This is a genomic window from Salinimicrobium sediminilitoris (genome assembly GCF_020866905.1).
In the GTDB taxonomy this organism is placed as follows: Bacteria; Bacteroidota; Bacteroidia; order Flavobacteriales; family Flavobacteriaceae; genus Salinimicrobium; species Salinimicrobium sediminilitoris.
The window spans coordinates 159,507-173,804 of record NZ_JAIVCC010000009.1 but is presented as its reverse complement, the minus strand read 5'-3'; the positions used below and the strand labels follow the sequence as shown (position 1 = coordinate 173,804).

General features: G+C 41.6%; 10 protein-coding genes. 6 read left to right on the top strand and 4 right to left on the bottom strand.

Annotation, left to right across the window (positions count from 1 at the left end; genetic code table 11):
- Positions 1-7 precede the first annotated feature (7 nt).
- From LA313_RS10665 to LA313_RS10645, 5 genes are all read left to right on the top strand, one after another.
- Positions 8-448, top strand: coding sequence for a nitrous oxide reductase accessory protein NosL (locus LA313_RS10665; RefSeq protein WP_228914738.1), 441 nt, complete (start codon positions 8-10; stop codon positions 446-448).
- Complete coding sequence (locus LA313_RS10660; RefSeq protein WP_228914737.1) at positions 448-1,686, top strand: nitrous oxide reductase family maturation protein NosD; 1,239 nt, start codon at positions 448-450, stop codon at positions 1,684-1,686. The genes LA313_RS10665 and LA313_RS10660 overlap by 1 nt, the downstream gene beginning before the upstream one ends.
- The gene (locus tag LA313_RS10655) at positions 1,680-2,387 is read left to right on the top strand and encodes an ABC transporter ATP-binding protein (RefSeq protein ID WP_228914736.1); all 708 of its coding nucleotides are present in this window, start codon (positions 1,680-1,682) and stop codon (positions 2,385-2,387) included. Before LA313_RS10660 ends, LA313_RS10655 begins: the two co-directional genes overlap by 7 nt.
- Positions 2,380-3,162 (top strand): ABC transporter permease, encoded by a 783-nt coding sequence (locus tag LA313_RS10650; RefSeq protein ID WP_228914735.1) that lies wholly within the window; start codon positions 2,380-2,382, stop codon positions 3,160-3,162. The genes LA313_RS10655 and LA313_RS10650 overlap by 8 nt, the downstream gene beginning before the upstream one ends.
- Before the next feature lie 99 nt (positions 3,163-3,261).
- On the top strand, positions 3,262-3,582 hold the full coding sequence (locus LA313_RS10645; protein WP_228914734.1) for a four-helix bundle copper-binding protein: 321 nt from the start codon (positions 3,262-3,264) through the stop codon (positions 3,580-3,582).
- 69 nt (positions 3,583-3,651) lie between these two features.
- Here the strand turns inward: LA313_RS10645 and malQ are convergent, their stop codons facing one another.
- The 4 genes from malQ to treZ form a co-directional block, all read right to left on the bottom strand.
- A complete protein-coding gene (gene malQ / locus LA313_RS10640) occupies positions 3,652-5,157 on the bottom strand; it encodes a 4-alpha-glucanotransferase (protein WP_228914732.1) in 1,506 nt (501 codons plus the stop codon).
- Position 5,158: 1 nt separating this feature from the next.
- A complete protein-coding gene (treY, locus tag LA313_RS10635; protein WP_228914731.1) occupies positions 5,159-7,798 on the bottom strand; it encodes a malto-oligosyltrehalose synthase in 2,640 nt (879 codons plus the stop codon).
- A complete protein-coding gene (locus tag LA313_RS10630; RefSeq protein ID WP_228914730.1) occupies positions 7,798-10,224 on the bottom strand; it encodes a DUF3536 domain-containing protein in 2,427 nt (808 codons plus the stop codon). Before LA313_RS10630 ends, treY begins: the two co-directional genes overlap by 1 nt.
- A 75-nt stretch (positions 10,225-10,299) precedes the next feature.
- Positions 10,300-12,120: a malto-oligosyltrehalose trehalohydrolase gene (gene treZ, locus LA313_RS10625; RefSeq protein ID WP_228914729.1), complete on the bottom strand. Its 1,821-nt coding sequence runs from the start codon at positions 12,118-12,120 to the stop codon at positions 10,300-10,302.
- Positions 12,121-12,314: 194 nt separating this feature from the next.
- On the opposite strand from treZ, the gene LA313_RS10620 reads away from it, so the two are divergent.
- On the top strand, positions 12,315-14,294 hold the full coding sequence (locus LA313_RS10620; RefSeq protein WP_228914728.1) for an alpha-1,4-glucan--maltose-1-phosphate maltosyltransferase: 1,980 nt from the start codon (positions 12,315-12,317) through the stop codon (positions 14,292-14,294).
- Positions 14,295-14,298: the final 4 nt, after the last annotated feature.

Here is a 14,298-nt window from a genome sequence, read left to right as displayed (position 1 = left end):
GGATCTTATGAAAAATTTGCTCTACCTGTTGATCCCTGTGCTTTTAATTTCCTGCAGCACCGATCCACAACCAATTGATTATGGACAGGATGCGTGTGACTTTTGTGACATGACAATAGTGGACCGAAGTTTTTCGGCCCAGGCAGTAAGTAAGAAAGGCAAACAATTTAAATATGATGCCATAGAATGTATGGTGAATGACCTTCACGATCATTCTGAAGCAATGGCGATTCAACAGGTAGCAGATTTTTCACATCCCGGCAACATGATCGCGGTGGAACAGGCTCTTTTTATAGTTAATGATAGCCTAAAGAGTCCTATGGGAGCTAATTTGGCTGCCATTAAAAAAGAATCCTCTATAGCTTCCCCGCAAAGCGCCGATACTTATTACTGGAATGACCTCAATGCATACCTGCTTGAAAAAGATCCCATCCTAGGATTTGAATAATGAAGAAAATACTCCTCTTTTTCTCCCTGTTCTTTTTTGTCTCCACTATTGCAGCCAAAGAGATCGTCGTATGTCACGAATGTGATGTATCTTCTATAAAACGGGCAGTAGAACTGGCCAAAAGTGGTGACACCATCAGGATCAAAAAAGGGCTTTACAAGGAATATGAAATTGAGATTATTGGCAAATCCCTCACAATAATTGGGGAAGATTACCCGGTGATCGATGCCGAAATGAAAGGCACGGCTTTTAAAATAAAAGCAGATGATTTCTCCATTGAAGGTCTGCACATCAAAAATATAGGAACAAGCCACACCAGTGATAACGCTTCCATCCTTGTCTCCAGGTCAAAAAATTTCAGCATTAAAAATAACCGGCTGAGCAATATTTTCTTCGGAATTCTACTGGAAAGATCTGAAAATGGAATTATTGAAGGTAATATAATCAGGAGTAAAGCAAGGAGCCAGGCCAATTCCGGAAATGGCATTCATGTATGGCATTCCAAAGAACTTATCATTGAAGACAACGATGTACAGGGAGTAAGGGATGGTATCTATCTGGAGTTTGCCAACAATTGTGATATCATCAACAATGTCTGTAAGGAAAACCTAAGGTACGGCCTTCACTTCATGTTTTCCGATCACAACAGGTATCTCGAAAACCTTTTTGAGAATAATGGTGCGGGAGTAGCGGTGATGTATTCAAAATTCATTGAGATGGAAAGAAACCTTTTCAGGAAGAATTGGGGCAGTGCCTCTTATGGCCTGCTTTTGAAGGAGATCAACGACGCTACTTTAAAACATAATATCTTTGAAGATAACACCATTGCAATAAGTGCCGATAATACCAACAGGATAGATTACCTGGAGAATGATTTTATAAGCAATGGCTATGCGATAAGAATAAGGGGAGCTTGTTATAAAAACGTTTTCAGGAGAAATAATTTTCTTGCAAATTCATTTGATGTGGCTTACACGGGAAATATTAATGAAAATGAATTTTCAAGGAACTACTGGAGTGATTATACAGGCTATGACCTCAATAAAGACGGAATTGGAGATGTGCCGTTCCGGCCGGTAAAACTGTTTTCCTACCTGGTTAACACCACTCCCGAAGCTATTATTCTACTAAGAAGCATGTTTATTGGGTTACTGGATTTTTCAGAAAAAGTCTCTCCTGTTTTTACTCCGGCAGAGCTTGTTGATCCACAACCTCAAATGAAGAAGATCAAATGGTAAGTATTAAAGACCTACATAAAAAATATGGATCCCAGGTCGTCTTGAACGGGCTGGATCTAGAGATAAAAGAAAAAGGGATAATTGCTGTTCTGGGTCCAAATGGATCCGGAAAAACCACGCTTATAAAAAGCATTTTAGGCATGGTGGTTCCCGAGAAAGGAGAGATCGAGCTGAATGGAAAAAGTATTCTCCATAAATGGAATTACCGGCAGGGGCTGGATTATCTCCCACAGATCGCAAACTTCCCCGGGAACCTGCGGGTGGAGGAATTGATCACTATGATCAAGGATTTGCGTAACAAGACTGCAAGGGATCAGCAACTTATTGACTTTTTTGGTCTCCACCCCTACCTTGACAAAAAACTGAACAAATTATCGGGCGGAACCCGCCAAAAAGTGAATTTATTGCTGTGTTTTATGTTCGACAGTCCGCTAATCATTCTTGATGAACCAACATCGGGACTTGATCCTGTTTCCCTGTTACGTCTGCGTGAATTGATAAGGACCGAAAAAGAAAGGGGTAAAACCATTCTTATCACTTCCCACATTATGAATTTTGTTGAAGAAATGGCAGATCGGATAGTATTTCTGCTGGATGGGAAGATCTACTTCGATGGCACTGTGAGTGAGTTGAAAACCTCTACAGGCCAGTTTGATTTTGAACACGCCATAGCGCACTTATTATCTGAAGAACATGTTTAAGATCCTGAAATACAGCTTTTTTGACCTTGTACGCAGTAGCTGGAGTTATGTTTATTTCTTCTTCTATTTGCTGTTGGGAACTACTTTATTATTCCTTAACAACAACCTTTCCACGGCGGTTATTACCCTTATGAACGTCATCATCATGTTGGTTCCCCTCATTGGGACCATTTTTGGAGTGATGTATTATTATAATTCCAGGGAATTTACGGAGTTGCTGCTGGCGCAACCGGTGAAGCGGAGTTCCATTTTTCTTGGTCAATATCTGGGTGTTGCGATCTCTCTTTCTTTAAGCCTGGTAATAGGACTTGGCCTGCCCTTTGTTGCTTACGGCCTCTTCAAATCTCCGGCCATTTGGGACTTCGTCATGCTCCTTATTACGGGACTTTTTCTCACACTTATTTTCTCTGCACTGGCATTTAATATCGCTCTTTCCAATGAGAATAAGATCAAAGGATTTGGTTTTGCTATATTGATGTGGTTGTTCTTAGCGGTGATCTATGATGGGCTGTTTCTGCTCTCTCTGGTTTATTTTCAGGAATATCCCCTGGATAAGTTTTCACTTGTAGCAACCATGTTCAATCCTATAGATCTTTCAAGGATCCTAATCCTTCTAAAACTTGATATTTCGGCTCTCCTTAGTTACACCGGCGCCGTCTTTAAGGAGTTTTTCGGGACTCCCGTGGGTGCTTTTGCTTCTTTGGGAATGCTGGTTGTATGGGTCATCCTGCCGCTCTTCAGGATCTCCAGAGTGGTAAGAAGAAAGGATTTTTAACCTTTAGTAAACATTGTTTAACAGCAGTTTGGAGCTCCTAAGCAGATCATTTGGTTAACTTAAAAATTGAATTAAAGTTTAACCAAAAACCAATTAAAAATGAAAAATCAGGAATTTTTAAATAAGCTGTCGAACTGTATTAACCATTGTAACCATTGTGCAGATGCCTGTCTTGATGAGGACAACCTCAAGAAGATGGTAGATTGTATAAGAAAAGATAAGGTCTGTGCCTCTGCCTGCGCATCTCTTGCAGATATATTAACTATCAAGGATGCCAATGTTGCAGGGCTTGTGAAATACTGTGAAATGGTATGTACACAATGTGCTGAGGAGTGTAAAAAACATGAAACTCAACACTGCCAGGACTGTGCAGAAGCCTGCCGCGAATGTGCAGAAGCTTGCAGACAATATGCAGCCTAAGAATAATGAAAAACCCGGATTAATCTCCGGGTTTTTTCATTATTCTAAAATGTCATTTTTGGAAGGTTTTTATTTCTGAATTCTTCCGTAGAGCTCATTTTCTTCAAACAGTTTTTCTGTATTTAAACCGGCTATTTCTTCAGAAGTTGTGCGCCAGCACCAGTTCCCTTTTGTACTGCCGGGAGTATTCATTATAGCCTCACTCCCCAATCCTAAAATATCCTGCAAAGGAAGTATCGCTATTGCAGCAATAGATCCTAAGGCCATACGTCCCAGTACTTCATGAACATTTTCTTTAGTTATCTTTTGACCGATATATCGATCTAAATGTTCCTGAACTTTTTTATCACTGTCCATTAGCCAGCCCCGCGTAGTGTTATTATCGTGCGTCCCCGTATAAACAATGCTGTTGAATTGGTGGTTATAAGGTATATATGGATTCCTGCGATTTGGATCCCCAAAAGCGAATTGTAAAACTTTCATTCCCGGGAAATCAAATTCATCCAGTAAATCGTAAACCGGCTGGTCCAAAATCCCAAGATCTTCGGCTATAAAAGGCATTTCGGGAAATTCTGTTTGCACCTTCTTGAAGAAATCAACACCGGGAGTATTTTCCCATTTTCCGTTGATAGCAGTCTTCTCCTCTGCAGGCACCTCCCAATAATCGGCAAATGCCCTAAAATGGTCTATCCTCACAACATCAAACAACAGGAGATTTTGTCGCAGGCGCTCCATCCACCATTCATATCCATCCTTTTTAAGTTCCTCCCAATCATAAACCGGAGTTCCCCATAATTGACCTGTTTTACTGAAAAGATCTGGTGGTACACCCGAAATATGGGTAGGTTCTTTTTGCTCATCCAGTTTAAATATTTCGGGATTCGCCCAACAGTCGGCACTGTCGTGGTTTACGTAAAAAGGTACATCTCCAAAGATTTTGATCCCCTGCCCGTGCGCCTCCAGTATTAAACGGGACCATTGAGAAAAGAAAAGAAACTGAATAAACTTCTCACGTTCTATTTGTTCACTCAATTCATGTCTTGCTTTTTCCAGAGCTTCCGGTTCCCTGTCCCGTAATTCTTTTGGCCAATTGGTCCAATTAGCTTTATCGTATTTGTAGCGCAAAGCCAGGTAGAGACTGTAATTATCCAGCCATCCTTCATGCGTCTTTGTAAATTCAGCAAAGTCGGGATCTTTTTGATTACTGCTTTTGAATTTTTTATAAGCGGCATTAAAAATCTGCTGCTTATACATTTCTACCGTTTCAAAAATGACCTTTTCAGACTTCATTCCTGAAGGCACAGGAAAATCCTTAAGATCGATATATCCTTCTTCCTCCAATAATTCCGGACTAATCAACAGAGGATTCCCGGCAAAAGCCGAATGACTGCTGTAAGGGGAATGATGGTAGATCCCATCTGTAGGATTTAACGGAAGAATTTGCCAGTAAGTGTATCCCGATTTTTTAAGAAAATCGAGAAACTTAAAAGCTTCCGGGCCCAGATCCCCTATTCCAAATTCTCCCGGTAAGGAGGTTATATGTAAAAGAACACCACTGCTTCTTTCTAATTTCATATTATGTGTCTTGTTTTAAAAGTGCGACAGGAAAATCTTTAAAAAGATCTTTAATTGCAATTTCATCTGAAGAAAATTCCTCTCCCGAAAAGACATTTTTGAAGGTTCCTGGAAAGTTTTTGGGCAGAATGACTTTCAGCTCTTGCTGTAAGTTTTTTACCTGAAGATCTTCAGTAAAAAGATCGACTACCATCACGGGAACTACAACTATTGCAGCATTTTCTTCATCCCTGCGGGCAAAGGCGAGAATTTTATCTGCCATCTCCCCTTTTACTTCCAGCTGTACATATTCCCCTTTTTCAAAAGTGCCGGGAATTTGCATTCGGGAATTAAGAGCGCGATGAACGCAGAACATCTTGATTTTTCCGGAGGTATAATCCTGTTTCAAAGTCTGAATTTCCTGTTGAAGATCTTCAGGAGCCACAGCATTTAGTTCTGAAAGATATTTCTTCCGGAGTTCGTAATCTACAGGTCTTCTGTTATCGGGATCTACGTAGCTCAGGTCCCAAAGTTCGGTTCCCTGGTAAACATCAGGGATTCCGGGTGCGGTGATTTTCAGCAGAGATTGAGAAAGAGATTTTAGAGAACCGTAGGCAGAAATCTTTTTCTGAAATCTATTAAATGAATCTTGAAACTGCGAGGAGTTCAGCAGAGCCTTTAGGAAATCGAAAACTTTATTCTCGTAATCAATATTGGGATCGGCCCATGAAGAATGCTCTTTTGCCTCCCGCAGCACCTTTTGAAGGTAGGCAGTAGATCTTTCCAAAAACTCCTCTCCTGGCTCTCCTGTGTGAGGCCAGGCACCTATGAGCATCTGAAATATGAAATACTCTTCATTGGCATCGGGAATGGCCGGATCTTTTCTCACATCTTTAGCTATTTTCCGCCAGTCTTCCACTTTTTTAAACCACTCCTCACCTATTTCGCTCAGCACGTTAATTCTCATTCGGGCATCTTCTCCACGCTTGGTGTCATGAGTAGCGGTGGCATTTATTGAAAGCGGAAAATCTTCCATCCTTAATTTCATTCGCTCATGAAATCCAGCTACAGAAAGTCCGAAATTTTCGGGAGAATCCCCTACTTCGTTATGAGAGATCAATTCATTGAAAATATAAAAAGTAGTGTCTTCCACTCCCTTTGCGGCCAAAGGACCTGTGAACTGCTGGCATCTTTGAAGAAACTGCAGCATGTTATCACGATCTTTTTGAGCTTCTCCCAGGAAGACATCTTTCACTTGCTCCAACTCCTTTTCCAGCTCCGGCTTATGACCTTGCGCAGTTTGAAAAGCAGATTCTATTATCTTTTTCTGCCGCTTTCTAAGGGGATATTCTTCGGGATAGATCCTGTAGACAGGGAAAGCAGCCAAAAAGGCTCCCAAAGCCTTCCGGTTATTTTCTTCCTCATCCAGAAGATCTAGATTTAAAGCCATTTCCCAAAGGTTCTTATACTCGCCCCACATTCTTTCGGTAAGGATGAACAGCTTTTGCTCATAAACCAGATCATGATAATCTGAGTTTTTAGGGTAAAGCTTTTGATAGGCTTCTAAAAATTTCTCTTCCCCGGTAGGATCGGTAAGCAATTGATTAACTGTAGCAAGAAATCCGTATCCACTGGTACCTTCAACCGGCCAGTGTACAGGTAGTTTTTCATCCCATTCCAGGATCTTCTCGATAGTAATATAAAAATCTGACCCCAGTTTTACCCGAAGCCATTCCAGATATTCCTTTGGATCCAACAGGCCGTCAATATGGTCTATTCGCAGGCCGTGGATAAGGTTCTCTTCGCATAACTGCAGAATAAACCGGTGGTAACTTTCAAAAACCTTTTTGTCTTCCATGCGAAGACAAATGAGATCGTTGATCGTAAAAAATCTTCTGTAATTGATATTTTCTTCGGTCTCTTTCCAGTGAGCCGGCAGAAAATACTGTTCCTCCAGGATTTCCTTCAGCTTTTCTTCGGAAGCATTTATCTCTTTTATCCTGCTATTAATTTTATTACTGAATTCCGGATCTTTCTGATATTCCCGCAGAAAATATTCTTTCAATTCCTGCCATTTTTCCTCTTTAACCGTTAAGTTTCGAAACTTCTCTTCCCATTTGCCCCCTAGTTGGTCGCCAAGGATGGAAGCGTAGGAACGCGCCGCAGCTAAATATTCATGATCAAAATACTTAAAGAAAAATCCCTTTTTTGAGACCTTTAGCTGCAGCTCTTTATTCTTAATTACTTCAGCCAAAGGATTTCCCAGAAAAGGTGCCATCACTTTGCCCGATTGTTCCCAGTCAATGTCAAAGGATTTGTAATGAGTAGAGTCGGGACCCAGCTCAAAAATATCCTGTAGCCAAACGTTATTACCATCATAGGCCATATGATTGGGAACAATATCCTGCAGCCATGACATATTTTTTTGCTTCAGTTTTGAACTAATTTTTCTGAACATGTCAAGTCTCCCTATCTCTTTATTTAATCGAAAAGGATCGATAATATCATAACCATGACTACTTCCCCGGCGCGCCTGGAAAAAGGGAGCCGAATAAACGGTCGAAATTCCAAACTCTTCGAGGTAATCTATGATCTCGTTGAGATCATCAAAAGTATATTCCGGAGAAAGCTGAACGCGATATGTTGAAACAGGATTTTTCATTACAGGGAGAGATTAACAGATTCCTCAAGTTCCTGGAAAGCCTGCACCCACTTGGAAGCGGATTCATCTCCATCTTCACTGCGTTTAAACATATCCTGGTAATGATTTTCCTTGATTCCAAAGGTAATATTTTGTGCTTCCCATTTTTCTGGCGACAAAGGTGTGTCTTCCAGCATTTTTAGAAAGGTATTTACCTTTTTAAGCAACTTAAGATCTAATGGTTTCTGCTCCAGCTCCAGCATTCTTTCGGTTAGTTGCCTGTCCGCCAGGAAATTAAGAGTTACCATATCAAGATTGGCCTGTATTGACACCGCCGACTTTATTTGGCTTTCCAGTTTCTTTAAGTTGCAATCTTTCTTCTTAAGCTCCTTTACCAGCCTGTTATTTACTGCCATTTCCACCGGCAGCTTGAGCCTGGAAGGTACACGCATATTTATCTCCTGGAAAGTCTTAAGTAAAGGGTAAGTATTGTCGTAAAGCTGTTGCATGGCGCCCTCGGCCCCTGTAAGATTAGTTTCCATCACCTGTTTCATAATGAGGTGTTGCTCATCACGGAACAAGTGCCAGAAGGAGTAATTGTGATTTCCAAAGTGTGTATCCATAAGATTAAAGATCTCGTAGATATTACCTTTTTCGAAATAATATGACATTTTATCGTGAAGTTCTTCGAGCGCTTCGGGACTAATGTACTGCCTCACCCCTCCAAAAATATGATGATCTCCCATATAAAGAACCGCATAGGAAATATCGAGATCTTCCCAGGTAATATCACTGCGGAACTCAGTGCGGGCGATCATTAATTTCTGTTTTCCGGCTTCGTAATAATGGCTGGCTTTTATGGTAGCACTAAAGTTGTAAAGTGTAACTTCTTCAGGAAACTCCTCGAAAATCGAAGAGACCGCGTAGTGAGCACCAATCCTTATCATATCGAGCTCCATTGGTTTTACATACAGCTCGTAAGCTTTATGTACCGTTCCATATTCCGGGATGTTGCTCGGGATCTTCTTAAGGGATTCCACAAAATCGGGTTCATAACTGTCGCCACTTATCTCTTCGGCCAGTTGCACCGCCCTTTGCGCATAAAAAATATCCTGCATAGACTCAATCCCACTTACCTCGTCGAAGAACCAGCCACAACTGGTGTACATCAACATAGTGTGGTACTGCATTTCGAGCAGCTTAAGCAACTTAACTTCGTCTTCTTTAGAAAGTCCATCTCCAAAATTTTCAGAAAGAAACTTTTTTACGTTGGCAGTGTCCCGGTCCAGGATCACCTGGATATATTTATTTCTCACTCCCCAGGGATCTGAAGAAAAAGGCTCCATTTTCTTTTCGTAGAGGGTAATTAGCTTTTCCCGAACCTGGTCGAATGCCTCTCTAAGAGGTTTACGCCACTCCTGGTTCCAGTCTTCATTCCCACCTGTATTACAACCACAATCGCTGCGCCAACGCTCCACGCCATGGTAACAGCTCCATGAGGTATCTTCAATGATTTGAGCCTCATATTCGGGAGGGAATTTTTCAAGGAATTCACCATAAATGGTAAGATTTAGATCTTCATCTTCTTCCAGGGAGTGCAGGCAGTAAGAAAGTGCCATCTCTCCCAGTTTATGGTGGTGACCATAACTCTCTCCATCTGTAGCTATGTGCACCAATTCCATATCATCATCATCTTCGTCGAATTGACCTCTTAACCTGTCGGCAAAAGCCTCTCCATTATTCAGCAGACCTTCAAAAGCAACGGCCTGTGAAGCGGGGCCATCATAAAAGAAAAGGCTTATCTCGTTACCAGAAGGTAAATTACATTTATAGGCACGGCGGGTATTTACTTTAGCATCACTCGCGTCTTCCCAGTCTTTAGCACCAATCTTTCTCACCTGTTTTGCCTGATATGGAGATAGGATGGTGAACTTGATCCCGTGCTTGGCAAGCATCTCCAAAACATCGGTATTTACCGCTGTTTCACCAAGCCACATACCTTCGGGCATACGGTTATAGCGGGATTTGAAATCCTCGATTCCCCAAATTACCTGCGTTTCCTGGTCGCGTTTATTGGCCAGGGGCATAATAAGATGGTTATAAGCCTGTGCCAGCGCAGACCCGTGTCCGGAAAAAGCTTCCTGGCTCTGCTTGTCGGCCTCCAGTATCGCCTCATAAGTTTGTGGCGTTTCACTCTGCATCCATGCCAGTAAAGTGGGACCTATATTAAAGCTCATCCAGGCATAATTATTCATGATAGCCTGGATCTTCCCCTCCTCATCAAGGATACGGGAAGCCGAATTTCTTACGTAACATTCTGCATTTATCCTGTGATTCCAGTCGTGATAAGGGTATGCCGATTCCTGTATCTCAACCTTGTTCAACCATGGATTTTCCCTTGGCGGTTGATAAAAATGTCCGTGCACGCATACATATTTCTTACTCATAATGTTGTAATTAGTTAATGAACTACCATTCTGGAAATTAGGTTCCAAAAAAGGCATTTTTGGGAGGAAATATTTTTAAGATCTGTAGATCAAAACCGCTTCCGCAGGAACGTTGATTTTTCCTGAATTTAAAACGTCTTCAATTTTCCTGTCGCCTCCCCATTTTTTATCTGCAGAAAATATTAGTACCTGCAGTTTTTCTTTTTCTGAAATTTCTTCTGAATAAGCTGAGTTTCCGAAGTTATAGATCCCCATTAAAACTGAATTTCCATCCCGGGCAGAAACTTTCAGGATTTTCTTCTCCTCATCAGCTTCCGTATTAATACTTTGGCTTTTAAAAAGATCAAAAGCGCCTTCCTTTTTCAATTTTATCAACTCTTTATAAAAGGCAAAGGTGTGTTTTTTCTGCTCTTCTTCTTTAAAATGCCAGTCGAGCCTGGAATTTTTAAAGGTTGTTTCGGCCTGTGGGTCGGGGAATTCTCCTTCAGCATGAGAATGGAAGAAATATTCAAATTCCTTTTTTCGCCCCTCCTGTACGGCTTGTACAAGATCGGCATCGCCATGACTAACAAAATACTGAAACCTGTTCTTTTCGCCAAACTCCTCACCCATAAAGAGCATAGGAACATAAGGAGACGAGATCATGGTTGCAGCAGCAAGTTTTTGCTTTTCAAAACTCACCAGTTCAGCCAGTCGCTCTCCCAACAAGCGGTTCCCTACCTGGTCATGATTCTGTATACAAATAACGAAATTGGAAGGATCCAGCCCTTTGGGGCTGTTGCCGACGCTTCGTTTTCTGAAATTTGAATATTTGCCGTCATAGACAAAAGCTTGTTTAAAAGCTTTTTTCAGATATTCCATTTTTCCGAAGTCGGCATAATAACCGGCTTTTTCATCGGTAAGAACGGTGTGTAGCGAATGATGAAAATCATCCACCCACTGGCCTTCCAATCCAAAACCACCTTCGGAATATTCTTTTATTAATTTGGTATCATTAAGATCACTTTCGGCAATAAGATTATATCTTCTCCCCGTCTTTGCTTCCAGCTCATCTGTCTTCTCACTCAGCTCTTTGAGAAAATGTCTTGCGCCGCGGTCTATGATCTCATGGACAGCATCCAGCCGAAGTCCGTCAAAGTGAAAATCTTCAAGCCACATTAAGGCATTCTGAATGAAATGATGCCTCACAGGATCAGAATATTCATCGTCAAAATTGAGGGCGCTTCCCCACGGAGTGTGGTATTTATCTGTGAAATAAGGCCCGTACTGTGAAATATAATTTCCTTCGGGTCCAAGATGATTGTAGACCACATCAAGCAAGATGCTGAAGCCGCGGTCATGACAGGCATCAATCAATTTTTTAAGACCGTTAACTCCCCCATAACTATCCTGGACTGCAAAAGGATAAACCCCGTCATAACCCCAGTTACGTTCTCCCGGAAATTGTGCAATTGGCATCAACTCCAGGGTATTGATCCCCAATTCTTCGAGGTGATCGAGTTTTTCAATAATCGCCTCAAAAGTTCCGGCAGGAGTGAAAGTTCCAACATGGAGTTCATAAATGATCATATCATCAACCTCCCTACCTTTCCAGGCGTTGTCCTGCCAGGAATGACCGGAATGATCTATAACCTGAGACCAGGAATGTACACCCTGTGGCTGGGAAAGAGAGGCGGGATCTGGAAATTCATCCTTTTTATTCAGCCTGAACTTGTACAGCGTTCCCGGCTTTATATCATTAAGGGTTTTACACCAGTAACCTTGATCATCTTTGGTAAGAGCCACCGGCTCCTGTATATTTTTTACGACTACTTCAATGGATTCGGCAAAAGGTGCCCATACGCAAAACTCAACCTTTTCATGTCCTATATATACTGCACCAACTTTCTTACCCATAGATATCTTTTCTTCCTGAATTTTCAAACACATTCAAAGCTAAGAAGGATAAAACGGAAGATTTAATGTTTAATACTTTTTTAACTAAGGGTGTGCTTTTACTTGCCTAAATTTAAGTGTTTTAGAATGCACAAAGACTTGAAATCACTGGTATTTCGGGAAATAATCAACCTTTTATCCTTTAAATAAAACATATGAAAATAGATGGTCATAAGCGAGTTAGTATAAGAAATGTGAAACCCCAAATTGACTGTGGAAAGTACCCGATAAAAAGAGTAATAGACGAAGAAATAAAAGTAGAAGCCGATATTTTTGGTGATGGCCATGACAAGGTGGACGCTGTGCTCCTTTACCGGGAGAAAAAGAAAGGCAAAGGTCGCGAAAAGAAATGGCAGGAACAGCCAATGAGCTTTTTAGGTAATGACCGGTGGACCACTACCTTCAAACTTGGTGAAACAGGAGATTATGAATACACCATTGAATCATGGGTAGATCACTACACCACCTGGCAGGATGGCCTTGAGAAAAAAGCCGCCGCCAACCAAAACCTTAAAACTGAACTTTTGATTGGAGCCGAACTAATGGAAGAAGCGCTTTCCCGCGCCTCTGCTCCCAATAAAAAGAAACTCAAGGAATGGATCGCGCTTTTACGCGATGAAGATCATGAGCAAAGAGCGGTTTCTGAAGCTTTAAGCGACAGTGCTTCCAAAGCGATGTACGAATCCCGCGATCGCAATATTGCTTTCCCATACGATAAGACTCTTGAAGTAAGAGTGGAAAGAAAAAAGGCGCTCTTTAGTGCCTGGTATGAATTCTTTCCAAGGTCTGCATCTCCTGAGAAAGACCGCCATGGAACATTTAAAGATTGTGAAAATGTGCTGCCCGAGGTGGCAAAAATGGGATTTGACACCATCTATTTCCCTCCTATTCATCCTATAGGACGCAGCCACCGTAAAGGTCTGAACAATGCTACCGACGCCGAGGAAGGAGATCCAGGTTCCCCATGGGCAATAGGAGCTAAAGAAGGAGGACATAAAGCTATTCATCCCGAGTTGGGAACCATGGAGGACTTCAAACGCCTGGTGAAAAAAGCTAAGGATATAGATATTGAAATAGCCCTGGACTTCGCTATTCAATGTTCGCCAGATCACCCTTATGTTAAGGAGCACCCGCAATGGTTTAAATGGCGACCGGATGGCACAGTGCAATATGCCGAAAACCCGCCGAAGAAATACCAGGATGTGCTGCCCGTGAACTTCGAAACCGAAGATTGGGAAAATCTTTGGGATGAGCTTAAGAGCATCGTGGAATTCTGGATCGACAAAGGCGTAAATGTCTTTAGAGTAGATAATCCTCACACCAAGACTTTTCCATTCTGGGAATGGTGTATTAAGGAGATCAACAAAAAACACGAAGGTATTATTTTCCTTGCGGAAGCTTTTACCCGCCCAAGGGTAATGGAAGAATTGGCGAAGGTTGGTTTTAATCAATCTTATACCTATTTCACCTGGAGGAACACCAAAGAAGAATTTCAGGAATATCTAACTCATTTAACTAAAACTGAAGTCAGGGAGTATTACAGGCCAAACTTCTGGCCAAATACACCCGATATCCTACCAATATCACTGGAGCACAGGGAAGAACCTTCTTTTATTATAAGGCTTATCCTGGCCGCAACTATGTCTTCTAATTACGGATTATACGGACCTGTATTTGAATTCGGATTAAACGAGCCTTATCCCGGGAAAGAGGAGTATGTACACTCAGAAAAATACCAGATCTATCATTGGGACTGGCACCGCAACACGCGCACCAAAGAGATGATAAGCATTCTCAACAGGATAAGAAAGGAAAATGAGGCGTTGCAAACCACCTGGAACATAGAATTCTGTGATACAGATAATGACCAGATTATATGTTATTCCAAGGTAGACCAGGAGGAGAAAAACAAACTAATTATCGTAGTCAACCTCGATCCCAATAATACTCAGGCGGGATGGGTCCAGGTGCCGCTGGAACGTCTAAAGATAGAAAATCATGACTCCTACTCTGTAAAAGATCTTCTTACAGGAGCGAGTTATATATGGCAGGACGAGTGGAATTTTGTTGAACTACATCCACGGGCAATTCCCGCACACATATTAAAAGTTGAAACTAAAAAACCAATACAATAAAGAC